Below are 24,522 nucleotides of genomic sequence, written 5' to 3' on the forward strand. Positions count from 1 at the left end.
GATGTAAGATTTTTCCTTTACAGATTGACCAAAATATATGCTTAGACTTTTATAGACCCAACTTTCTACATTGACCCAATAGTTCTTGTGTGAGGGATTGAAGTGACATCCTTTGTGAGCCCATTATGGCGAAGCAAAGATATAACGCAAAGCCCGACCCACAGGGGCACACCCAAAATAGAATTTTATTAGTCAAGAATCGTTACTTATAAGTGATTACATTATTCAAATATTGAAAATTGTAATTAGTGATTAAACAATTTGGGAGTTTCTGCCTTTATATATTTGATTGTTTCTTTATATCTTAAAACAGCAAAATAATCTTATAAAATCTATATGTATGAGTGTATTGGTATCAAATAAATCAAAAGTAATAGTACAGGGATTTACAGGCAGTGAAGGTTCTTTTCATGCTTCTCAGATGATAGAATATGGAACTAATGTTGTTGGCGGAGTAACACCTGGAAAAGGCGGATCGACTCACCTAGAAAGACCTGTTTATAATACAGTAAAGGAAGCTGTAGGCGCACAGGCGGCTGATGTTTCAGTCATTTTTGTTCCCCCTGCATTTGCAGCGGATGCTATTATGGAGGCTGCTGATGCTGGTATAAAAGTAGCTATTGCAATTACCGAAGGTATACCTACCAACGACATGGTAAAAGCTAAAGATTACATTAAGGATAAGGATATTACTTTGATTGGACCTAACTGTCCTGGAGTGATAACTGCAGATGAATGTAAGGTGGGTATTATGCCTGGTTTTATATTTAAGAAAGGAAGAATAGGAATTGTATCAAAATCTGGTACGTTAACATACGAGGCAGCCGATCAGGTTGTAAAAGTTGGATTGGGAATTTCTACCGCTATTGGTATAGGGGGCGATCCGGTAATTGGAACTAATACAAGGGAGGCCGTTGAATTGTTCATGAATGATGATGAGACAGATGCTATTGTTATGATTGGTGAGATTGGTGGAACGATGGAAGCTGATGCAGCACGCTGGATTAAAGAAAATGGTACCAAACCTGTAGTTGGCTTTATCGCTGGTCAAACGGCTCCAAAAGGGCGTAGAATGGGACATGCTGGTGCTATTGTTGGTGGAGCAGAAGATACTGCTGCCGCTAAAATGGCAGTTATGCGTGAGTGTGGTATTCATGTGGTTGACTCACCTGCTGATTTAGGTGAGACAATGAAAAGAGCATTAGAAACCGTATCAAGTCTATAATATTTATTTAGTAATTGGGTTAAAAAGGTGTTTCATACTAGATGGAACACCTTTTTTATGTTTTAAAAGCTTACCACGCAAATGGTGATTACTTTTCACATACCCATACTTTTCTAGCAAAACTTCCTTTTCCAGGTTTGCCAACGTTACATTGATCGATTATCTTAAATTTGGTTTCGGCTATAAAGTCAGTGATGTCAGAAGTGGATACAATAACGAGTCGATCTGATATTTCAGCTGATGATTTAATTATATGTAAAACCTCTTCGTCAGTAGCCTTGCTGTATAAATTGTAAGGTAAATCGAGAATAGCAGCATCATATCTTTTGTCAATATCTTTTATGTCTGATCGGAATACTTCTGTTGTATAATTGAAGTGCGCCAGGTTTATGCGAGCATCTCTAGTGGCTTTCCAATTAATATCGCAGCCTTCAATATGGTATCCCGAGAAGCAGGCCTCAAGCATAATTGTGCCAACACCACAGCATGCGTCAATTAAGCTTGTATTTTTATTGTTTTCGGCAGCAATACTTACCAATGCTTTGGCTATGCTTACATTTATTGAGTTACTGAACGAGCGTGGTTTTTTGTTGTGTTTATGCCATGCAAAATCATCTTTGTTAATAATGCCAAAATACCAAATCCCTTTGTACGTGCATAAACCATAGGTTATCTTTGGCTTATAGTAATCAGGATCACCTTCGATACTGAATCCAATATCCTTTAGCTTTTTTAATCTATCAGTATATTCTGTTGTATCTCCATCCAGAACAATATATTCTACTTTAAAGTCATCAACATGTATGTTCTGTTTTTTGACAAGAGTAACGAGCGTAGAATAATCATCTGATGAAGTTATTACATCAAAACGCTTTTTTATATAAGCACTTTCAGATGGTTCTGCTCTAATATCAGAGAAAAGCTGTCGGTTTTCCTCTTCTTTTTTAAAGGTGTATTTTGATTCGAGCTTGCATAATTCAGCTTCAGTGTTATCGTAACTAAAAGTGTATATATATTGGTTTATTGACATATTGTATTTTTGTTTATTTATAAGGATTTGATGCTTATCTAGTTAACTGTAATTGCGTTATTAGTTACAATATATCTTTCAAAGTCATATCAAATATTAGTGTAGTATAGGGTTTGATATCTTTACCAGAGCCACTTTTACCATAGGCCGCAGAAGAGGGAATAAAAATAGTAGCTTCTTCGCCCTGCTGTAGGGCTTGTGCTCCGATACTAAAACCTGCTATCATATCTTTTTGCCCAATACTAAATACTATATTTCCTGAGTCGATTTTTCGGCCGTTTGGTAAATAGCCTTGGTAGCTTACCTTCACAGTTTGTCCGTTTGGAAGTTTTGTTCCATAATTATTAGATTCTTTATAAATACGAACGCCCATTTCTAACTCTTCACTTTCTTCAAATGCTTCGAGTTTATCTTGAGCAAAATTTTTGAGGGCTTTCATCTTTGCTTTTAAAGCAGTTTGCATGGCAACCATGGTTTGTTCAGCTTCCTCGTTGGGAGATATTTTTCGTGTTTTTGACATGCGTAATAAGTTGTAAGCATTAAGTTAATTGCATCTCGTTTATCGTATCTTATAAACGTGTCACTTTAATGTTTTTGATGACTTTTTTATCATTTAAAGCCTAAAATTCAGGATGCTATTTAGTAATGGTTTTCTTTTCTTCAATTATGGTTTTGTAATGCTTAAAACCCATTTTTTTATAGGTTGGTAATGCATTTGGATGATCGAGGTCGCAAGTGTTTAATTCTACATAATTGGGCGTTAAATCCCAAGCCAAATCAATGGCCTTTTGCAGAAAGTAATTGCCATAGCCTTTGCCTACAAAAGCAGGGCTCAATCCAAAATATAATATTTCAACGGCTTTGTTGCTTCTAACTAATTCGCAATAACCAGCTAGAGTCTCCTTTATGTAAAAGCCATGAATAAAGGTATCTTCACTATTAATTTTAGCAGCAAGTTCTGCATCATCCATTAAAACTCTATCTAACCAATTTAAACTACCGCCCACACTATTGTATAGTTTTAAATAATTACTGGTAGAAATGGGCTTTTTTAATAGTTGAATGTTGGTATCCTCTTTTGATAAAGCATTTTCCCATACAGGGCGCTGCTCCATTTTAAGGTAATAGATATTTGACTTTACTGTGCTATATTGCTGCATTCTGTATTGTTTTATTCAATGGCAAAAGTAGCAATTATCTTATGAAATAGAGGTTAAATAGGTTTTGTATTAATGTCAGATATTGAGCTTTTAGTTTGTTTATTATTGGCTCTTTCATTTATTAGTGTGCTTATCAAGCCAAAGCTTGAAAGGCCAAGAACTACAAAGAAACTATAATATAAGCCAACCATTTCTGCAATTACTCCTAACAAAACAGGACCTACTAAGTATCCGACATAACCAGCTCCGGCAATAAAAGCGATGTTTTCGCTTCTGCGATTCTCATCGTAATTTGAAACAATACGATATACCTCTGGTACCACAACTGAAAATCCTATACCGGTAAAAGCAAAGCCTAGAATACTAAGAACGGTATTGGCACTTAGCACTAATAAAAAACCTACTATGCTAATTGAGAAAGCCATTATTAGAACTTTGAATGAACCGTACTTTACCGATAGATTATCACCTATTAAGCGAACTAATGTCATTGATAATGAAAATGCTGCATAGCCAAGTCCAACTATGTTTTCGTTTGAATGAGTTACATCCCTCAAAAAAAGTCCACTCCAATCTGCAATAGCACCTTCACTCACCATGGATGCTACTCCTATTAAAGAAAGTAATAAAATAGGTTTTTCGATGGCTATGTGTTTCTTCCTTTTAGTGGGATTATTTGCTTCTCTCTTTTTATCACGCAAGTGCGAAAAATCTTTTCTAAACCAAATTTGTATTCCTATTACCAAAGCGGCCATCATACTAATATGAACAAGGGGTTGACCTATATTTGCCATAAGTATAGTGCCGCCACCAGCAGAAATTAAGCCTCCTACGCTCCAAAAGCCATGGCATGTTGACATTATTGAAACGTTATTCTGGCGTTCAACAACTCCAATTAACGAATTGGATGCTACTTGTAATGATCCAGATACTGCACCATATATTATAAAAGCAGCTCCTAAAAGATATAGGTTGGGAGCAATAAAAAATAAGATACTGGATAGCGCTACAAATATGATGCTGTAAAATGATATTTCACCCTCGCCATATTTACGTATTAAGGGTTTACCTATGTTTACACCTATTAGAGACCCAATGGCTCCTAAGGCCAATACCGCACCTAATTGCCCTTCTGACATATTTAATTTGCTGGTTATATAGGGAATGTATATAATCCATGTGCCAAAAATTAGAGATATAGACAGTAATAACTGTGCTGAGGGCAGTAGTAATTTAAAATTCTTCACGGTATGCAATATTCTTATAAATGTAATTTTCAGTATTCTATGTGATCCTAAAACCTTGCAAATTTAGAATTGTGTAAATAGTTATTATTGTCTTATAATATCAAATACTTGGTCTATATTTGCATTAATCTAATGATTTAGTCTCCATTGAATGTATTTTTCATAGAGTACTAAACACATCATTCTACAAAAATGAAGCCTATTTACGAGCAGATTAGTCCTAATATTGATAGTAGTTTTAAGTTGCAAGCTGGTGATCCTTGTTGTGAGCCGTTATGGCATATTCATCCGGAATACGAATTAGTTTATGTGCGTAATGGAGAAGCTGAAATACAAGTAGGCGCATCTATATATAAATATACCAATGGTTTACTTTTGTTGGTGGGTTGTAATGTGCCGCATTCTAATATGGGGAATAACTTACATACCAATAATCATGAGGTTGTGGTACAAATAAAGCCTGAAACTATTGATTATACATTAAGCCAATTGCCTGAGTTTGCTTCTATTATTAAAATGATGAAGCGTTCGTTGCATGGTATGGTATTTACTCAGTTGTTGGATAAGGATATTCCTGATTTAATTGAAGGATTAGAAAAGGAGGATACGTTAAATAGGTTGTTACAACTATTCTCAATATTAGGCCGATTAGCCTCGGAGAAAAACTATAAGCTATTAAACGCTAGTACTACTGTTGGCGAAACCAAGAGTAATGATTACTTGCGTATGTCGGCAGTATATAACTTTATTAATGAGCAATACCACCGCAATATTTCAATTACAGAATTGGCCAAATTAACGCAACTTACTGAAACTAGCTTTTGCCGTTTCTTTAAAAAGGTAAGCGGCCAATCATTTACTAAGTTTTTGAATGAGTATAGAGTAAATAGGGCTTGTAATTACTTAGCAAATCATAAATCAACCATAAGCGAGGCTATGGAAATATCGGGCTTTAATGATCCGGCACATTTTACACGTACCTTTAAATCAGTATCGGGTTACACACCTAGGGCATATCAAAAGAAAATGCAGAAATGGGAGTGAGTAATGATTTTAATGAGGTTGTTTATTGTTATAGCAGAATGTGAATTGTTGCAATCCTATTTTAAACCACTGTAGTACGTATGCTTTAATTACTAAAACAAAAATGCCTCGCTAAAATTAGTAAGGCATTTTTGTTTGTCCATTCTTTATGACTAATAATTGTCTCTAATGTGAATGCGCTCGTATTCAATGATCTGTTCAGGATTGATTTTATTACCTTCGGTAAATAAAAAAGGTGCTAAAACAAGTTTATCTTTCGTGATAGATCTTACTTGTATTTTATCAATCATATTAAAATTCTCCTTTTCGTTATCGAGGGTCTCCTTATCATAGGCCAGTAACAAAATTTTATTACCATTAACCATAGAATAATTTTTCCAAAACATTTCAGCATCATAAGATTGATGGTCCCACCATCCTTTTTGACTTAAAAGTTTACCATCTGGTTTTATATGTACAATACGGCTTTCATCTGATTTTCCATTAACCTTTACTTGTTTCCACGATCCATATAAAAGGGCATTTATTTCGGCATATTATTGATGTTTTCAGCTGTGGCTAAGTGGTTTACCCATTTAGTGTTGTGTTTATAGGTTTTATTTGGGCTTACTTTTAAGTAATAATCATAATTGCTTTCGTGACTTTTACCATATAAACGTATATCCATGTGGCTGTTTGAATTCCATGAGGCAGTACTATCTATCATATGAACATAAGGAAATTGCTCATAAGTAGTTTTGAATCGTACTTTTTTAAACGATTGTGCGCTTAGGTTGATGCCAATACAAAGTATCAGACAAAAGTAGAATGGTTTTTTCATAAAGTTTAATTATAGTTTATATGCCTTAGGGAGGATGTTATATGCATATCCCGTTATTTAATCATAGTTTGTATACTAATCACTTTGCAATAAGGTTAAGTCTTGTCTTTTTTATGATAAGTTTATGTCGGATATAAATTGAATTTGCTTATAAACAAAAAGTCCCACTCTCTTGCGAGAGCAGGACCCAACCTTAACTAAACCAATATTATATTTTGATGAATAAGTGATTCCTTATTCTGATTTCTCTGTTATTTCTGCCTTTTCTTCTATTGATTTTGGAGATCCATATATAACGTAGTTGGTGTAATAGGCTTCATTAACTCCTTTCCATATTATTTTGCCTACTTCGCTAAGCTTCCTAATTTGATCGTACACCGTGTTAGCTAAATTGTTGCGCTCCACTGTTTTTTCTCTTCTTAAAGAATCACTTACGGCCTGATCATCAATTTTTTCATCTAATATTTCGCGGTCGGCTAATATAGCATCTAGTAACTCTTGCGTTACCATACGTTCAGATAATGCTTCTAATCGAGGTATGGCAGTATTAACTGCATGTAATGCATACTGCACCAATTCTATGTAGGTGATATTTTGTAGTTTTCGGAATTTAAATAGCTTATATTCCTGCGAGTTGAACCCATACACTAGCTTAACGCGAAGACGTAGATCGTTAATATTGTCAATTAGTCTTTCTTTAACCTGTTTCTTTTGCTCAGTTGTTATTATGCGTGCGCCTTGATAATAATCATCGCTAGGCATTTCTTTTAGTTGCGCGGTGTCGGCTTGTAGTTTTTCTATATCGGTGTTTGAAAAACCATATTTAGCAAAATTATTTGCATCGCGCTGATAGAAGATGCATAATTTATCGGCTCTTTGACACAGTTCTACAATTGGAAAATTAAAAACTTTGTTACTCATGTTAATAAGATTTTGTTAAAAACTTTGATTCATAAATTCTTGTAGATGAAAAAATGAATTGGTCTTTTAAGGTATATCTAAGTTAGTGATGTTTATCATAAATAAAAGAGTTTTTAAATTTTTATTGTAAAATATTCTTACGTGTGTAATGTTTGTATGATGTACAATGTATTTTAGTATAGATTATTGTGGTTTAAATTATAGTCTACTTTGTTTTATATGCTTAAGTGAATATATTATGTGTGATATTTATTGTAAAGTAGTAATGGTGTTTTTTTTAGTGCTATATTTACTTTGATATTACTTGCCTGTGTAAGCTTTTAGTAAAGTTTAATAAAGGCATCAATTACATTTGAGCGAACTGTTTTATAGAAAATTTTAAGATACAAAGTTGGTTTGATGAATATTGAATCAAATTATTTATATATTTTTTATTTTGCTACAGTTAAAAATATTTTTACTGCGATTAACTTCATTGTTGCACTTACAAAAAATATTTTTACTTCGGCTAAAAACATTTTTGCTTCAATTAACATCAATTTTATTGTAATTAACTAGCATGTGATTGCTGCTAAAAATAATTTTACTACAACTAACAATATTGTTGCTCTGATTAAGTATCTTAAGTTGATTGCTAGGTTCATTTTAACTAGTGCTAACTAATTAACTAGATAAAGCAAGTAGTTTAGGATAGTGCTTATAATGAATGGTTTTATAAAATAGAAGTATTTTATTTTATGTTAATAGTTATTAGATTTGATGGGGTATTTGAATGTTGAATAATTGTATCTGAATATTGTATGGGTGCTGATTGATAGCTATCAATTATGAAAATAATAAGATTAAATAAAGTACCATTTGAAGAATTAATAGATTGCTTTTTAAAGGCGTTTGAAGAGTATCATTTAAAAATGCCTACCAATATTGATTATTATGAACAACGATGGGGAGCTGCAAAAGTTGACTATAGCTTGTCTTATGGCATGCGTATTAATGGTCAGCTAGTTGGGTTTATAATTCATGCTATTGATATAAGGTTTGGAATTAAAACGGCATTTAATACTGGTACCGGAGTAATACCAGAATTCAGAGGGCAAGGAATAAGCAAATTAATTTACGAATATGCTATTAGCGATTTAAGAAATAATGGAATTGAAAAAAGTATACTTGAAGTAATACAAGAGAATAAAAAAGCAATTAGTATTTACCAGCAATCTGGTTTTAATATTTGTAAGGAATATCATTGTTTCTCAGGGTATATTAGTGTTGATAGTAAGTACGAAATAAGCTTAAAACGGATTCCTAAAGAAGCGTTTAATTGGAATTCTGCACCAAATCAGGAGTTTCATTCGTGGGACTTTCAAAAAGAGACAATCACTGAAAGAGATTACGATTATTATCAAGTAATTTATAACCATCAAATAGAGTCCTATTTTATTTATAACGTAGAAAATAAATATGTTGCTCAGTTTGAAGTGTATGAAAATAATAAGAATGCTTGGTTAAGGTTATTTCAGGGAATAAATTTAGTATCAAACAATGTGAAAATTATTAATGTAGACGATTGCTTAGTAAACAAGTTGAGCATAATAAAAGCTGTTAATATTCCTGAGAGTGTAAAGCAATACGAAATGGAACTGAATATATCAGGCATCAATAGTTTGGCCTAAAAATAAATTTTAAGTAGTAAATGAACGAACCAACAACTATATATTTCAACAACAGAAAAGAGTGGAGGCAATGGCTTGAGCTAAACTTTGAAACAAAAGATGAGATTTGGTTAGAGTATCCTTTAAAGAAATCGAATAAGAAACGAATATTGTATAACGATGCCGTTGAAGAAGCGCTTTGTTTTGGTTGGATTGATAGTACGCTTAAGTCCTTAAACGAAAATACATCTATACAAAGGTTTTGTAAGCGGAGAAAAAATTCTACTTTTTCACAACCCAATATTGAACGATTAAAATGGCTTTTCAATAATGATTTAGTTCATCATTCAATTAAGGGCGAAGTTCTAAAAATAGTTCAGCAAAAATTCGCTTTTCCCGATGATATAATAGAAAAGTTGAAAAAGGATAAAGTTGTTTGGGATAATTATCAAAACTTCACAGAGCCTTATAAACGAATTAGAGTTGCGTATATTCAAAGTGCCCGAAAAAGAGAAGGTGAGTTTGAAAAGCGTTTAAGTAATTTTATTAGCAAAACAAAAGAGAACAAAATAATTAAAGGTTTTGGTGGTATTGATAAATACTACTAGATACCATAATCTAAAAGAAACAGTGCCTTTTATATAACAAAGGCACTGTTATTACCCATAATTTAAACTAGAATTAATAGAAATGAAAGAACTTAAAATTAACTCAGAAGGAATTAATCATTCAGCAATTAACCTTGGTAGTCTTGATGAATTAAAGGACTATTCTTATATGCACCCAAAGCGAAAGCAAGAAGTAAAAGGAAAAGTTTTTATTGGAGAAATATTAAAATCAAGCAGTGCCGAAATTTCATTTACCGTATTTCCGCCCCACACAGAAATGCCTTTTTTTCATCAACATAAAAACAATGAAGAAATTTATGTTGTTATAAAAGGATCGGGACAATTTCAAATAGACGATTCTTTGTTTGATATCTCTGAAGGCTCGGTAATAAGAGTATCTCCTGAAGGAAAAAGAACATACCGTAATAACTCAGATAGTCCCTTAACATTTTTATGTATTCAGAATAAAATGGGTTCGCTAGATCAATTTAATGTAGAGGATGGTTGCTTAGCAGAATGTGAAAATCTTTGGGAGAAAGAATAAGTTGATAATCAAATTATAGTGATAAGTACTTTAATAATTTAGTTCAGAATAATATGACTTTAATGCGACTAAGCTTAATTATGTCGTTTTCGGTTTGTATAGTTAGTCAAGGATATTCTCAAATAAACCATTCTATAAAGCTAGACGCAGGCTTTCTAAAATATCAGTATAATACTGTTCAGGTCGACCCTGGTGAAAATTGGAAAGGATATTATTTAAACGAAGAAAATGGTGTTGATTTTAATATTGTAAATAGTTTAGAATATAATCATAAACTATTTGTAGGAATTGGCTTAGGGTATTTAAACTTTGAAGGAATAAATGGAGTATCAATATTTTCGGATTTTGAATACTTACCATTAAAAACAAGGTTTAGTCCGCTTGTAAATCTTAAAATAGGTTATAGCCAAATTTGGAATCAATACGAAAATGGTACAGGTACTGTACTTGTAGAATTATGTTGTGGTTTTAATTATAGATTGACAGAGAAATTAGATTTTTTTACAAAAATAGGTATTGCAGCAACACAGCAATCAATGTTAATGCCAATTCGGCTAGGAATAAGATACTAACAGTGCACTAAAACCCCTAAATATAGGGATGTGCATTGTTTTTAAATTGTGTATTTTTGTAACTGTGCGAATAAAAGGATATTCTATATTATTACTGCTTTCATTTTTGTTAGCCTTGGGACATGAGATGATTCCACATCATCATCATGAAATGGAAGATATGTATTCTTTTTTATCAAATTCACATACCCACCAAAAAGCTGTTACCCTCCATACAAATGCCGACCCTCATTCAAAATTAGTCGACTTAGAAGAAGAGCATGATCATTCATTTCCTGATCATAAGCATATTTCTTTGGATAGTGATTTTGACTATTTAAGGGTTGACCTAAAGAAAAATATAAGCATAAGCCAAGTGCAAATTTTGGCAACTATAAACTTTGTATTTGTTGTAGCTAATTATTCATTAGCATTAGAGACAACAGAATTTGTAGATCCCTCTTCTCGGATCGTATCCCTCTTTAAACCCGGAATAATTGGATTGCGGGCACCTCCGTTTATCGTTTAAGTTTCCGCTTTAGCAAATATCAATTGTTTGATAATATTTCTTTGTATTAGCTAGGATCTTAGTGATCCTGGTTTGTAGTTACACCTATATGTTGTATTGGGATAAGTTAGTTCTTAGGCATCTTAATTTGTGTAATTCAATCTGATATATCAGAGCTTGATATTTTATTTAGCAAGTAAAGCCTAGCATAAGCTTGCGGGTACTAATAAATCAAATTGGGCGATCTGCAGTTTTATTTCTAGCAATCAAACTAAGAATACTACACCTTCAAAACCATATTAAAATGAAAAAACACATTTATATCTTGCTATTATGTATGGCAAGTATGCTATATGCTTGTAATCCTTCAAATAAAGGTAGGTTTACAGATAGCCATGAGCAACATGATCATGAGCACGAACATCCCACACTTAGTTATACTCTTTTTCAAGATAATTATGAATTATTTGTTGAGTTTCCTGCATTGGTAGTGGGGCATAAAAGTCTATTTGCAGCTCACTTTACTAAACTAAGTACTTATAAACCCGCGCTAGAATGTAAATTAGAGCTTAGTTTATTCAATGGCCACTCAAATATCACACAAAAATGTGAAGGTTCCGTTTCACCAGGTATTTATCGCCCTAGCATCATACCAAAAGAAGAGGGCAGTTATAAAATACTATTTTTATTAGAAACAAAGGAGGGTAATGTACAATTTGAAATACCAAATATTACAGTGTATGCTTCGGTAGATGAAGCTGCTCATGCTATTAGCAATAAGGATGAAGGGGATGTAATTACTTACTTAAAAGAACAGGCATGGAAAACCGAATTTGGAACAGAAGAAATTCGTGCTCAAGAATATTATTCAGTGATTCATACTTCAGCGCGCGTAAAACCACATCCTACATCAGAAGCTCAAGTGCATGCCAATGCCTCTGGAGCGTTAATGCTTTTTAATACTTTGGGAGAGCGCCTTAAAAAAGGGCAATTAATTGCTTTGGTTAAGGGAGCTGGGATAGATAATAATACTACACTTCAACTGAACGAGGCTAAAATATCTTTTCAGAAGAGCAAGGCTGATTATATTAGAAGTGAGCCTCTTAGTAAATCAAAGCTGATATCTCAAAAAGCATTTTTAGATATTAAAAGCAGATACCAACATGATTCGTTAATGTATCATCAATTGGCCAAGCAGATAACTGAAGATGGATTACGTATAGAAGCACCAATAGATGGTTTTATAAGTAATATAATGGTTGCAAATGGTGCTATAGTAAAGAGTGGTGACCAATTGTTGACCATAACAAATAATAACAGTTTAATAATTGAATCCTATGTAAATCAATCAGACTATCAAAAAGTAGAGGGGATTTTTGATGCTAATTTTAGTGTATTAGAGGGGAAGGGGATGATTAATTTGAGTGATATAGCAGGAGAGTTAGTCGCAAATACAGCCTTTGTGAATGAAGGTAACCTTCGCATTCCTGTGGGATTTTCTGTGTCAAAAAATGACCTATTAATGCCAGGGATGTATTTAGAAGCCTATCTGAAAACTGGTAAGTTAGAAGATGCATTGTTAGTGCCGTTATCTTCAATTATTGAGGAACAGGGGCAGTATTATGTATTTGTTCAGATAGGCGGCGAGTCATTTGTAAAGCGACAAGTAGAAATTACCAATAGCGATGGTTTGAATGCTCAAGTTGTCAGGGGATTGATAGTAGGAGATAGGATTGTTATCCAAGGTGCTTATCAAATAAAGCTGGCTGCGTTATCAAGTGATTTACCCACTCACGGGCACGCCCATTAAAACACTATGCTATGCTTAATAAAATTATAGACTTTTCTTTGAAAAACAGGCTTTTAGTATTGTTTGTAGCTCTTCTACTTCTGATTGGTGGAAGTTATATCGCAACAGAAATGGAAGTTGATGTATTTCCTGATCTCACAGCGCCTAGTGTAGTGGTGTTAACCGAAGCACATGGAATGGCTAGCGAAGAGGTAGAGCGATTGATTACCTTCCCCATCGAAACCGCCGTAAATGGTGCTACCAAGGTTCGCCGAGTACGCTCGTCGTCTGCAACTGGTATATCTATTGTGTGGGTCGATTTTGAATGGGACACTGATATATTTAAAGCACGGCAAATAGTGAGCGAAAAGCTTGCTACCATTGCAGATCGTTTACCTGAGGATGCAGGAAAACCAACCTTAGCTCCTCAATCATCTATCATTGGTGAAATAATGCTTGTTACTGTTGCGTCAGATTCAATTTCGCCAATGGAACTACGCACTATCTCCGATTGGCAAATTCGCAATAGATTACTGTCAATTGGCGGAGTTGCTCAAGTAGTAGTAATGGGTGGAGATTATAAGCAATATGTAATTGAAGCTGATCCTGAAAAGATGGATTATTATGGGGTGAGTTTAAACGAACTATTTAAAGCATGCGCTCATTTAAACCAAAATGCAAGTGGTAGCTTTTTAAATGATTTTGGTAATGAGTATGTGATACGTGCACTAATTAGAACCAATAACCTAAATGAATTGGGCAATGCTGTTATTAAGGTTAAATATAATCATCCTATTACCATAAACGATGTGGCGGTTATTAAAACTGTTGCGGCACCTAAGATTGGAGCAGCATACTTAAATAGTAAACCCTCAGTGGTAATGACGGTGCTGAAACAGCCCAATACAAATACCTTAGAGCTGACACAAAATATTGATGATGCACTTGCTAATTTAAAATCCTCCTTACCTAAACATGTAGAAATAAGAACTGATATTTTTCGCCAATCTGATTTTATTATCAGGTCGGTTGATAATGTCACTAGGGCTCTTTTAGAGGGCGGTTTGTTTGTTATGTTAATATTGTTTTTGTTCTTACTAAACTTTCGAACTACTATTATTTCTTTGCTTGCCATCCCATTATCATTATTAGTATCTGTTATAGTACTTAAATGGATGGGTTTAACCATAAACACTATGTCTTTGGGAGGTATGGCAATCGCCATAGGTTCACTGGTAGATGATGCTATAATTGATGTAGATAATGTGTTAAAGCGACTAAAGGAAAATACACATTTGCCCAAGGAGCAACAGAAGAATAAAATGCAAGTAATCTATAATGCATCTAAAGAAATTAGAGCTTCTATTTTAAATGCTACACTGATTATTATAGTGGCATTTATTCCTTTGTTTTTTCTTTCAGGCATGGAGGGGCGAATGCTTCAGCCCTTGGGTATTTCATTTATAGTTTCGTTGTTTGCATCCTTAATAGTAGCCATAACGCTAACTCCGGTTATGTGTAGTTTTTTACTCACAAGCGATAAACAATTGGCTAAGCACGAAATGGGTGCTGCATGGGTTCAATGGTTAAATATAAAATACGGAAATGCTCTGGAACAAGCCCTGAGATTTAAGAAAATGATGCTTGCTGGCGCTGCTCTTCTGTTTGTTTTATCTATGTTGATGTTCTTTAACTTAGGTCGTACTTTCTTACCTGAATTTAATGAAGGAATGCTTACCATAAGTACAGTTAGCTTGCCAGGAATATCTTTGGAAGAAAGTAATAAAATGAATCTGTTGCTAGAAAAGGAAATGTTGCAGATGAATGAAATAACTACCATAGTTAGGCGCACAGGTAGGGCAGAGTTAGATGAACATGCACAGGGCGTTTTTTCTTCTGAGATTGATGTTCCTTTTGATTTAGGTGGTAGATCTAAAGATGAATTTTTGGATGAATTGCGTCATCGTTTCGCATCAATACGTGGGATTAATGTAACCATAGGGCAACCTTTATCGCATCGTATCGATCATATGCTATCTGGTACTAGGGCCAACATAGCCATAAAAGTGTTTGGTACGGATTTGCATAAAATGCATGCTTTGGCCACTCAAATTAGAGGAAGTATAGCTGAGGTGGAAGGCTTGGTTGATGTGAATGTTGAGCAGCAAGTTGATATTCCGCAACTACACATTCGGCCAAAGCGTGAAATGTTAAAGCAGTACGGAATACCAATCAATACTTTTTCTCAACTTATTGATGTTGCTTTTGCAGGAGAGAAAGTTTCAGAGGTGTACGAGGGTAATATGAGTTTTGATTTAATATTACGCTACAAGGAACAATATCGTAAATCGATAGAGGCTGTAGGAAATACATTAATTGATACTCATAAGGGAAAAAAAGTTGCTCTAAAGGAGGTGGCTCAAATTACTTCATCATCGGGTCCTAATAGTATTAATCGAGAAAATGTACAACGTAAAGTAGTTGTTTCGGCCAATGTTTCTGGTAGAGATTTACACAGTGTAGTTACTGAGGTGCAGCGTAATATTGCCGAGTATATTTCTTTGCCCGAGAATTACTATATAGAATATGGAGGACAGTTTGAAAGTGAAGAAAAGGCAGCGGGTTTACTTTTCTATACTTCTTTAATTGCTATTGTAGTTATTTTCATGCTTTTATACATGGAATTTAAAAATGTAAGTGTTTCTGCGGTCGTTCTCCTCAATCTACCTCTAGCATTAATTGGCGGGGTGGTAAGTATTTGGCTTAGTTCAGGTATGTTAAGTATTCCCGCAATTATCGGATTCATTACATTATTCGGAATTGCTACACGCAATGGAATATTACTAGTATCGAGATATAGTCACTTGCAGGAGGAAGGTGTTTCTCTGAGCAAAGTAATAATTCAAGGTTCATTGGATAGGCTTAATCCAATTTTAATGACCGCTTTAACGGCTGCCCTTGCGCTTATTCCACTTGCCATATCTGGCGATAAGCCTGGTAACGAAATTCAAAGTCCAATGGCAGTTGTAATACTCGGAGGTTTATTCAGTTCAACATTACTCAATGTATTTGTAATACCAGCAGTGTATTACCTAGTTAAAAAGGAGGAGGATAAGCGATGAAAAGATTCATTTATATAATTGTGCTTATTTGTGCACCAGTCTATTCTTATGCACAGTCCTTTCAGGATTTTATGCATAGTGTGAATGAGAATAATCCACGTTTGCAAGTCTTGCAAAAATGGTTAGAAGCAGAAGCGGTGCTTGTTAGAACGGGCGTTTATCCGAGTAACCCACAGCTGAGTTATAATTATCTGTTTGGGAATGCTAATACCATAGGAGATCAGCAAGAGTTTGAAATAACACAGTCGTTTAAATTACCGGGGTACTATACTTCTAAATCAGATGTGCAGCAGTTGAAATATGAACAAAAGCAAGCCCTTGCTACTAAAGAGAAGCGAGAGATTCTCTATAATGCTCAAGTGAGCTATTTTAATTTGGTTAGTTTGTTTAAAATTCAGGCATTGATGAAGGTAAGACAAGAGGAGGCTATGCACTTGCTTACTCTGTTAAAGCAAGGTTACGAAGCCGGAGAAGTATCGAAGCCAGAATATGATAAGGGACGTATTTTTGCTGTAGGTGTAACAAGCGAGTGGCAAAAAGTGCAGGCCAATATAAAAATACAACAACAATACCTAATGCAATTAAGTGGAGATTTTGCCATTAGTAAGTATAATTACCCTGCTCATTGGCAACTGAAACCTTTAGATTCTATACAGATCAATTTGATGACAAATCATCCTGATTTAGTTGCTGCGCAATTAGGCATTCAGCAAGCCGAAAAAGAAATTAAGTTTCAGAAGATGAATAGCCTTCCGTTATTGGAGGCAGGTTATAAATCAGAAAAGATTATGAACCAGCAATTGCAAGGGATTCACGCAGGTATTAGTATTCCTTTATGGCAAAATAAAAACAAGGTTAAATATGCCAAGTTGCAAACAGAGTGGTCTAAAGTAGAGCTTTTACAAAAGGAAAATAGTTTTAAAACGCAAATAAGCGCCCTGTATAATGAAGCGAAGGCACTTCAGTATAATTACGAGCAAGTAAAACTGATAATGGAGGAAGAGGCGGTGTCGGAAAGTAGTATGCAGTTGCTCGAATCGGGTCAAATTTCGTTTTCAGAATATTTAGTAGACAGTAATTTGATATGGGAAACTAAGAAACAGTTTATAGAAAATGAAAAAGCCTATTTTGTATTACTCGGTAAGATAAAAATATTTGAATAGTAAATTTCCTGAAAATCGATTTCTCACTTTTAATATTTATTAGAAGCAAAATATAAAAAAATCCCCTACTGCAATAAGCGGTAGGGGACGAACAAAAACTTCAATATAATTTAGTCTCCTAAAAGACAACGCAAATACTTAAGATAAAATCATACTCTTAATATCTTCCTCTACAGTAGTAATACCGCCAATACCGAAATTCTCGATAAGGATATTAGCCACATTAGGAGATAAGAAAGCTGGTAATGTTGGCCCTAAGTTGATGTTCTTCACACCTAAACTTAATAAAGCCAATAATACAATAACTGCTTTTTGCTCGTACCAAGCAATATTATAAACAATTGGTAAATCATTAATATCATCTAAACCAAATACCTCTTGTAATTTAAGCGCAGTAACAGCAAGTGAGTATGAGTCGTTACATTGTCCGGCATCCAATACTCTTGGTATCCCACCAATATCGCCCAAAGGCAATTTGTTGTAACGGTATTTAGCACAACCCGCAGTTAAAATAACTGTATCATCAGGTAATTCGTTAGCAAAATCGGTATAGTAGTTACGGTTGTTCATACGACCATCGCAACCCGCCATAACCACAAACTTTTTAATAGCACCACCTTTAACGGCGTCCACAACTTTGTCGGCCAATTGTAAAACTTGGTTGTGTGCAAAACCACCAATTATTTCACCAGTTTCAATTTCAATAGGAGCAGCACATTTTTTAGCGTGCTCAATTATTGCACTAAAATCTTTTTGCTTACCCTCTGTTCTGTCGGCAATATGCGTACAGCCATCAAAACCACTAGCACCTGTAGTATAAACTCTGTCTTTGTAACTATCTGCCGGAGGAACAATACAGTTTGTAGTAAATAAAATAGGACCATTAAAAGTCTCAAACTCCTCTTTTTGTTTCCACCATGCATTACCATAGTTACCCACAAAATGCTTGTACTTTTTAAACGCAGGATAGTAGTTAGCAGGTAACATTTCACTGTGTGTATAAACATCAACACCAGTTCCATCAGTTTGCTTTAATAGCTCCTCCATATCTTTCAAATCGTGACCCGAAATTAATATAGCCGGATTATTACGCACACCAATATTTACCGAAGTAATCTCTGGGTTACCATAGCTTTCAGTATTTGCTTTATCTAATAAAGCCATTACATCAACACCATTTTTACCACACTCTAAAACCAAACCAACCAACTCGTCGGCAGTAATTTCTTTATTTGTTGTTGCTACCAATGCTTTTTGCATAAATTCAGCAACATCGTTATTCTCGTAACCTAAGTTAAATGCATGCTCAGCATAAGCAGCCATACCTTTAACACCATAAGTTAATAATTCCTTTAACGAACGGATATCTTCGTTCTCAATACTTAAAATACCAATTGCCGGAGCCACTTTTAAGAAATCCTCCATTGAATCTCCCTTATAGCTAATGCTATGATCTGTGTTTGTTATTTCAATATCTTTATCAGCAAGTTCAGCCTTAAGAGCATCGCGCAAAGCAATACCATCTTTAATTTTTGCTACAATTTTATTGGCATCAAAGTTGGCATTTGTAATAGTTATAAATAAAGCATCTACCATAAATTTGTAGGCAGCTTTACTGGCCATATCATTCTCAGCAGCCAACTGATTTACGTTAGCAATACCTTTCGAAACAAAAAGTAAAACATCCTGTAATGCGGCAACTTCATCCGTTTTTCCGCAAACTCCTTTAATTGTACAGCCTTCACCTTTCGCTGCTTCCTGGCATTGATAACAAAACATACTCATGACTAGATATTTAAATTGTTTATAATGGTTCTGATAATAAAAAATCTTCTATAATTATTAGGGGCTTCCCCTGCGGGTCGGGCTATGCGCTATATCTTTGCTTCGCCAAAATGGGCTCACAAAGGATGCCGCTTCTATCCCTAAGCCAAGCGTCATTTAAGTTTATAATTAGTAGCAAGTGGCTTCCCAACAACACTATGCGCTCTCCATGAGCCACTTTAGCTACTAATTAAAACCTAACCTAACCCTAAACTATATTTTTAATTGTAAATGATAAGAAGCAATCTGTAATTGCGTTTATAACTTATCATTTATAGTGCTACTTAAACCCAATCTTCACTCAATACTTCACCCTGAATAGAAACAACTGCTCTCTTCAAAGGCACCTTTCTGCTCGCTAGTTGTACAGCTTGTTGTGCAATAGCCATTAAGCCACCACAACACGGAACTTCCATAATAACTACTGTTAACGAGTTGATCTTAGAATCGTTAATCAGAGTAATTAATTTATTTAAATAGGTCTCTTGTCCGTTATCTAACTTAGGACAAGCAATACCCAATACCTTATTTTTAAGGAAAGTAGAATGAAAATTACCCATGGCAAATGGTGCACAATCAGCTGCTAAAACCATATCAGCTCCCTGAAAGAAACTAGCTCCTGGGTTAATTAAATGCATTTGTACAGGCCACTGTTGTAATTCAGAACCACCTTGTTGTGGGGCAACTGACGTTGGCATAGTAAAAGCAGGACGTTTAATCTCTTGCGATTGTGATCCTGGACATCCGCCACCGCATCCACCTTCTTGAGGTTTATCTTCGGCGTGTATTGCATTTTTTAATTCACTCATTGTAAAATCTAATTCAGCTTCATGACTACTTAAGTAAGTCATCGCTTCTTTTATAAAATCGTATTCGTTATTATCTTTTAAATGGCGCAGGTGAGCAACAACTGTATTAAAGCCTTTCTCAAGCATCAATTTAATTACCGTTGTTTCGTTATACGGATCTGCTTCTCTTCGCTCAATTTCCATCGCACCCATTGGGCAATGTCCAAGACAGGCACCTAAGCCGTCACACATTAAATCAGAAATTAAACGTGCTTTACCATCAATAATTTGTAATGCACCTTCGTGGCAACCCGGAACGCATTCTCCACATCCATTACATAACTCTTCGTCTATTTTGATAATATCTCTTTCCATTGCTAATGCTTTTTGTTTTTGTTCTATGCAAATATGCGGCTTAAACTTTCCCTAGCTTGTAACGAATGTTACAAAATCAGTATTTATCATTAAATTTAAGCAATTAAATACTTAGATTCATGATAAATAACTACCCTGTAGTAATGCAGAGTCCTCTTTTTAAGGGGGTTGGAATGGATGATCTTAATAACGTTTTTTCTTCAATACATTATAGAATAAAAAAATACGATGCAGATCAGATAATCGCTTTTGAAGGGGATGAGGTGAAATGCTTATATATATTATTAAAAGGAAGTGTTAAAGGCGAGATGATGGACCCAAGTGGGAAAACCATTAAAATTGAAGATATTCTGCCTCCAAAACCTTTGGCTATCGCCTTTGTATTTGGTAGTGCTAATAAATTCCCAGTAAATATTGTTAGCAACGAACCTTCAGAGCTTTTAGTTATTGAAAAGGCCGACGCACTTAAATTATTTAGTAATAATGAGCAAATCCTTCAGAACTTCTTAAATGTGATATCCAGTCGGTCGCAGTTTTTAACTCAGAAAATAAAAATGCTGTCCTTTCAGACCATCAAAGGGAAGCTTGCCAATTTCTTTTTACAAGAGACGAAAGGTGAGGCTATTGATTTTGTGCTTAATAAATCACAAAATGCCTTGGCTGAGTTATTCGGAGTTGCTCGTCCTTCAATTGGTAGGGCATTTAAAGAGATGAATGATGATGGTTTTATACATATTAAAGGAAAATCGGTTCGTATTATTAATATTCAAGGATTGCGTTCTTATTTAAGTACCTAGTTTTATGTGATTCAAAAATTTGGCATAGTTTTTTCATATAGCCCAATAGTTAATTTAAAAATTGGAGGACTAAATATGAAGAAGTTATTATTTGCATTACCACTATTGTTGGGCTTACTGTCGTTAAATTCATGTAAAGATGATGATGATGGATATTCTTTAGGTGATTATTGGTTAACAACGGGTACGTTTATGGATTCGGGAAGTTATTACTATATAATAACAGATGGTGGAGATACATTATGGCCATCCGCATCTAATATTCCACCAAATAAGCACGAAGAAGGTGATAGAGTATTTGTTAACTACACTATTTTAGCTGATGGTTCAGAAGATAGTGGCTATGATTATATGGTTAAAATTAATGGCACCTCAGAAATTTTAACTAAGCCAGTTTTCAATTTTACAGAAGAAACTACAGAAGAAACAAAAGATTCTATTGGTCACGACCCTATCACAATAGTTGATACGTGGTTTACTGATAAATATTTAAATGTAGAGTTTCAGTATGGCGGAGGAATTGGTATTCATTATATCAACCTTGTTAAAGACACTGAGAATCTAGAAACACCCGAAGGTCAAATTATATTGGAGTTAACTCATAATAAAAATGGTGACCCGAATAACTACTTACAATGGAGTGTAGCTTCTTTTGATTTAACAGAGCTTCAGGAGCCAGGTCAGGAATCGGTAGATATATTTGTTCGCAGTATGGGTAAAGAAGGCGAGTATACCTATAATAAGGTATTAACTTATGAATATTCTCCGAGCATAGAACACCTGCCAAGTGTAAAAACTTTCGACGAATCGAACCAAATTGAGCAAGATTTGCTTCAGTAATAAGGCATATTTCATTTAAGTCCGATTTTTTTTAATCGGACTTAAAGTTTATAACAATTTGATTAGGATGTAGATATCCACAGAAAGGTTGTGGTTGCTGAAAAAAGTAAGATATTTTTATGTTTGAGGCTTGGATTTTTAAAACAAAATTATCTATATTTGCACCGCATTTGAGAGGAACGCCACTCAAATAGACAAAAGGTTTTGTAGCATAATTGGATAGTGCACCTCGTTACGGCCGAGGAGGTTGGGGGTTCGAATCCCTCCAAAATCACATAAACATCTAGTGAGATGTTATTATAAAATTGAAATAATGGTTTTGTAGCATAATTGGATAGTGCACCTCGTTACGGCCGAGGAGGTTGGGGGTTCGAATCCCTCCAAAATCACGAAATATATTTCATTTGTAAAGCCAGTAGATCCTTCGATCTACTGGCTTTTTTGTTTTCTCAATTACAAAAATTCACAATAATTTACATTTATTTACATTTGTATTAGAATTTTTATATTTTTGTCACGGGATAATTCTGTAACAATTAAAAATTTGTACTATGTCTTTATTAATTGGGGAAGTGATTTTGATAATTGGAGTGTATTTGGTTCGTAGAGAAAGAATTAAATTAGAGGAGAGATTAAGTTCTGCTCATGGTACAGAAGAAAGCTAGTTTAAAAGGATGCTTTTGTTGACTTTTAAAGGGGGTTGATTAATATATAGTATTAATCAACCCCTTTTAAGTTTTATTAAATTGATTTATTCGAAGATTGACGAGGTATGAATTCAACATCAACAGTTTGATTGGTCTCTACTGGTTTATTGTCAATTGAATTTAGGAGTGCTATAGCAGCTGTACGTCCTAGTTTAAATGAGTTCTGCTCTACAGAACTTAACTTAGGGCTTATAAGTTTGGTAAATGGTTCGTTAGCAAATCCTATAATTCCAAACTCAGAGGGGATATCAACCTTCATCTTATTTAGTGCTTCAAGTGCCCCTAATGCCGCAAAATCACTGGAACAGAATAAGGCATCAATCTCGTTATCGTTAAAAAATCGAATTAGTTCTGATGAACCTGTTTCTTGTGTAATGGTATCAAACTTAATTAACTTGTCGTTAATGTTCATATTGTAGGTATTCATTGCCTTTATATATCCGTTATACCTCTCAGAATACGCCATTATTTTAGGATTCCCACCAAAGTGGCCAATGTTTTTATAACCTTGTTTTATGAGGTATTCAGTAGCTAGATAAGCACCTTCAAAATTATTATTGATTACAATTGGAGACTCTATATTAAGATTAACCCTATCAAATTGCACAAGAGGTGTGCCTGATGCAATAATACTATTGAGGTGCTCGTAATTGTTAGTTTCAACGGATAATGAAATTAATATGCCCCCAACCTGATTTTGTAGTAATGTTTGAACTGCTTTTTGTTCTTTGTACTCATTTTCGTTTGACTGGCAAATTACAAGGTTGTATCCTGCAGGGTTTAAAATATCTTCAACTCCACTAATTACATTACTAAAAAAGTATCGGTTAATCCGAGGAACTATCATGCCTATTGTATCAACTTTTCCTTTGCGTAATGCAGAGGCAATTGCATTGGGGCGGTAGCCCATTTCAACAGCTGTTTTTTTAACTAAATTACGGGTTTTTAAACTTACCCTAGTGTTGCCTGCTAAAGCCCTGCTAACTGTAGATGGAGTACAATCTAGTTTTTTTGCAATATCCTTTATGGTAATTCTATTAGTGCTCATTGTAGATTTTTTGTTCTTATAGATATGCTTAGCGTATGAGGGTTTTGGGTTTTATTTTACTTTTATATCAATAGTTCCGAGTTCATCGTAAACAGCTTTGTATGTACCTATCTCTAGGGGGAGAATATTTCCCAGAGCACCTGTAATAATTAGATCTCCTTTCTTAATAGAATAACCGTTTTCTATTGTATTGTTAATTGTGGTTGCTAAGGTTAGCCATTGATCATCCATGGCATCTGTTGCTTTTCCTGTGTTAATCAATGTTTCATTATGGTATAGTTTTACCTCGCAATTATTAATGTCAATATTTTTAGGAGGTATTGCATCTCCAATTACATAATGAGAACTGAAACCATTGTTTGCAATAGTCTCTAGAATATTAGCATCTGCCTTTGTTATGTTAGGAATTTCGAGTACTGGCAATATTGCTTTTACAAATTTGGATACCTCAACTACCTCAATTTTATTTTGGATATCTTTATTGATAATATAACCAATCTCCGTTTCAATTTTTGAAGCATTAAAATTTTCAAGTAAAAGTGTATCGTTATTATTCACAAGTCCTTCAGCATATAATACACCAGTAATAGGCTTTAATAAACCTAATTTCTTCTGAGTACTGTAACTTGATACTGCGGCTTTGTATCCAGATATACTTTTGTGTTTTAGTTCTTTCGTCAAAAACTGTTTTTGTTGATTGTAGGCTTCAGTTAATGATTTACCTGATATTTGCTTATCCATAAAATTAGATGTTTTTATTTA

23 protein-coding genes and 2 tRNA genes are annotated in these 24,522 nt (G+C 34.4%); 14 read left to right on the plus strand and 11 right to left on the minus strand.

The features are described 5' to 3' along the window. The first annotated feature begins 340 nt into the window (after nt 1-340). Nucleotides 341-1,225: a succinate--CoA ligase subunit alpha gene (gene sucD / locus QMO11_RS16900; protein WP_282038598.1), complete on the plus strand. Its 885-nt coding sequence runs from the start codon at nt 341-343 to the stop codon at nt 1,223-1,225. Nucleotides 1,226-1,313: 88 nt separating this feature from the next. Here sucD and QMO11_RS16905 read toward each other — a convergent pair whose 3' ends face one another. The 4 genes from QMO11_RS16905 to QMO11_RS16920 all read right to left on the minus strand — a co-directional run bounded on the left by QMO11_RS16905 (nt 1,314) and on the right by QMO11_RS16920 (nt 4,662). Continuing rightward, the gene (locus QMO11_RS16905) at nt 1,314-2,255 is read right to left on the minus strand and encodes a TRM11 family SAM-dependent methyltransferase (protein WP_282038599.1); all 942 of its coding nucleotides are present in this window, start codon (nt 2,253-2,255) and stop codon (nt 1,314-1,316) included. Nucleotides 2,256-2,319: 64 nt separating this feature from the next. After that, nucleotides 2,320-2,775 carry an FKBP-type peptidyl-prolyl cis-trans isomerase gene (locus QMO11_RS16910; protein ID WP_282038601.1) on the minus strand — a complete coding sequence of 152 codons (456 nt, stop codon included), beginning with the start codon at nt 2,773-2,775 and terminating at the stop codon, nt 2,320-2,322. 115 nt (nt 2,776-2,890) lie between these two features. Next, on the minus strand, nt 2,891-3,415 hold the full coding sequence (locus tag QMO11_RS16915) for a GNAT family N-acetyltransferase (RefSeq protein WP_282038603.1): 525 nt from the start codon (nt 3,413-3,415) through the stop codon (nt 2,891-2,893). A 53-nt stretch (nt 3,416-3,468) separates the two neighbouring features. Next, nucleotides 3,469-4,662 (minus strand): MFS transporter, encoded by a 1,194-nt coding sequence (locus QMO11_RS16920; RefSeq protein ID WP_282038605.1) that lies wholly within the window; start codon nt 4,660-4,662, stop codon nt 3,469-3,471. A gap of 192 nt (nt 4,663-4,854) precedes the next feature. On the opposite strand from QMO11_RS16920, the gene QMO11_RS16925 reads away from it, so the two are divergent. Next, nucleotides 4,855-5,706 carry an AraC family transcriptional regulator gene (locus QMO11_RS16925; RefSeq protein WP_282038607.1) on the plus strand — a complete coding sequence of 284 codons (852 nt, stop codon included), beginning with the start codon at nt 4,855-4,857 and terminating at the stop codon, nt 5,704-5,706. A 152-nt stretch (nt 5,707-5,858) separates the two neighbouring features. On the opposite strand, the gene QMO11_RS16930 is transcribed toward QMO11_RS16925, so the two are convergent. The 3 genes from QMO11_RS16930 to QMO11_RS16940 all read right to left on the minus strand — a co-directional run bounded on the left by QMO11_RS16930 (nt 5,859) and on the right by QMO11_RS16940 (nt 7,447). Next, on the minus strand, nt 5,859-6,092 hold the full coding sequence (locus tag QMO11_RS16930) for a hypothetical protein (RefSeq protein WP_282038609.1): 234 nt from the start codon (nt 6,090-6,092) through the stop codon (nt 5,859-5,861). A 137-nt stretch (nt 6,093-6,229) separates the two neighbouring features. Further along, nucleotides 6,230-6,526 (minus strand): hypothetical protein, encoded by a 297-nt coding sequence (locus QMO11_RS16935; protein WP_282038611.1) that lies wholly within the window; start codon nt 6,524-6,526, stop codon nt 6,230-6,232. 234 nt (nt 6,527-6,760) lie between these two features. After that, nucleotides 6,761-7,447 (minus strand): hypothetical protein, encoded by a 687-nt coding sequence (locus QMO11_RS16940; RefSeq protein ID WP_282038613.1) that lies wholly within the window; start codon nt 7,445-7,447, stop codon nt 6,761-6,763. Between the two features lie 827 nt (nt 7,448-8,274). Between QMO11_RS16940 and QMO11_RS16945 the strand changes: the two genes are divergently transcribed. The 8 genes from QMO11_RS16945 (at nt 8,275) to QMO11_RS16980 (ending at nt 17,381) form a co-directional block, all read left to right on the plus strand. After that, entirely contained in the window at nt 8,275-9,117 is an 843-nt protein-coding gene (locus tag QMO11_RS16945; RefSeq protein ID WP_282038615.1) for a GNAT family N-acetyltransferase, read from the plus strand. Between the two features lie 20 nt (nt 9,118-9,137). After that, nucleotides 9,138-9,704 (plus strand): YdeI/OmpD-associated family protein, encoded by a 567-nt coding sequence (locus QMO11_RS16950; protein ID WP_282038617.1) that lies wholly within the window; start codon nt 9,138-9,140, stop codon nt 9,702-9,704. An 82-nt stretch (nt 9,705-9,786) separates the two neighbouring features. Beyond that, nucleotides 9,787-10,248, plus strand: a complete 462-nt coding sequence (locus QMO11_RS16955; protein ID WP_075602918.1) for a cupin domain-containing protein — start codon at nt 9,787-9,789, stop codon at nt 10,246-10,248. A 62-nt stretch (nt 10,249-10,310) separates the two neighbouring features. Beyond that, nucleotides 10,311-10,820: a hypothetical protein gene (locus QMO11_RS16960; RefSeq protein ID WP_282038620.1), complete on the plus strand. Its 510-nt coding sequence runs from the start codon at nt 10,311-10,313 to the stop codon at nt 10,818-10,820. Between the two features lie 64 nt (nt 10,821-10,884). After that, the gene (locus QMO11_RS16965; protein ID WP_282038622.1) at nt 10,885-11,328 is read left to right on the plus strand and encodes a hypothetical protein; all 444 of its coding nucleotides are present in this window, start codon (nt 10,885-10,887) and stop codon (nt 11,326-11,328) included. A 283-nt stretch (nt 11,329-11,611) separates the two neighbouring features. Next, the gene (locus QMO11_RS16970; RefSeq protein ID WP_282038624.1) at nt 11,612-13,117 is read left to right on the plus strand and encodes an efflux RND transporter periplasmic adaptor subunit; all 1,506 of its coding nucleotides are present in this window, start codon (nt 11,612-11,614) and stop codon (nt 13,115-13,117) included. A gap of 11 nt (nt 13,118-13,128) precedes the next feature. Continuing rightward, on the plus strand, nt 13,129-16,218 hold the full coding sequence (locus QMO11_RS16975) for an efflux RND transporter permease subunit (RefSeq protein ID WP_282038626.1): 3,090 nt from the start codon (nt 13,129-13,131) through the stop codon (nt 16,216-16,218). Beyond that, nucleotides 16,215-17,381: a TolC family protein gene (locus tag QMO11_RS16980; protein WP_282038628.1), complete on the plus strand. Its 1,167-nt coding sequence runs from the start codon at nt 16,215-16,217 to the stop codon at nt 17,379-17,381. The genes QMO11_RS16975 and QMO11_RS16980 overlap by 4 nt, the downstream gene beginning before the upstream one ends. A gap of 138 nt (nt 17,382-17,519) precedes the next feature. Here the strand turns inward: QMO11_RS16980 and hcp are convergent, their stop codons facing one another. Continuing rightward, nucleotides 17,520-19,166: a hydroxylamine reductase gene (hcp, locus tag QMO11_RS16985; RefSeq protein WP_282038630.1), complete on the minus strand. Its 1,647-nt coding sequence runs from the start codon at nt 19,164-19,166 to the stop codon at nt 17,520-17,522. 323 nt (nt 19,167-19,489) lie between these two features. Next, a complete protein-coding gene (locus tag QMO11_RS16990; protein WP_282038631.1) occupies nt 19,490-20,368 on the minus strand; it encodes an ATP-binding protein in 879 nt (292 codons plus the stop codon). Nucleotides 20,369-20,487: 119 nt separating this feature from the next. Here QMO11_RS16990 and QMO11_RS16995 point away from each other — a divergent pair, with 119 nt between their 5' ends. The 4 genes from QMO11_RS16995 (at nt 20,488) to QMO11_RS17010 (ending at nt 22,394) form a co-directional block, all read left to right on the plus strand. Then, nucleotides 20,488-21,165 carry a Crp/Fnr family transcriptional regulator gene (locus tag QMO11_RS16995; protein ID WP_282038632.1) on the plus strand — a complete coding sequence of 226 codons (678 nt, stop codon included), beginning with the start codon at nt 20,488-20,490 and terminating at the stop codon, nt 21,163-21,165. 75 nt (nt 21,166-21,240) lie between these two features. After that, on the plus strand, nt 21,241-22,005 hold the full coding sequence (locus tag QMO11_RS17000) for a NigD1/NigD2 family lipoprotein (protein ID WP_282038634.1): 765 nt from the start codon (nt 21,241-21,243) through the stop codon (nt 22,003-22,005). Between the two features lie 200 nt (nt 22,006-22,205). Then, nucleotides 22,206-22,279: transfer RNA gene (locus QMO11_RS17005), tRNA-Arg, on the plus strand. Between the two features lie 41 nt (nt 22,280-22,320). Then, a tRNA-Arg gene (locus QMO11_RS17010) sits at nt 22,321-22,394 on the plus strand. A 352-nt stretch (nt 22,395-22,746) separates the two neighbouring features. Here QMO11_RS17010 and QMO11_RS17015 read toward each other — a convergent pair. Together QMO11_RS17015 and QMO11_RS17020 are read right to left on the minus strand one after the other, a co-directional pair. Beyond that, on the minus strand, nt 22,747-23,760 hold the full coding sequence (locus tag QMO11_RS17015; RefSeq protein WP_075602929.1) for a LacI family DNA-binding transcriptional regulator: 1,014 nt from the start codon (nt 23,758-23,760) through the stop codon (nt 22,747-22,749). A 51-nt stretch (nt 23,761-23,811) separates the two neighbouring features. Further along, a complete protein-coding gene (locus tag QMO11_RS17020) occupies nt 23,812-24,501 on the minus strand; it encodes a 2-keto-4-pentenoate hydratase (RefSeq protein WP_282038637.1) in 690 nt (229 codons plus the stop codon). Nucleotides 24,502-24,522: the final 21 nt, after the last annotated feature.

The sequence above is a fragment of the Saccharicrinis aurantiacus genome (assembly GCF_947489045.1).
Classification (GTDB): domain Bacteria; phylum Bacteroidota; class Bacteroidia; order Bacteroidales; family Marinilabiliaceae; genus Saccharicrinis; species Saccharicrinis aurantiacus.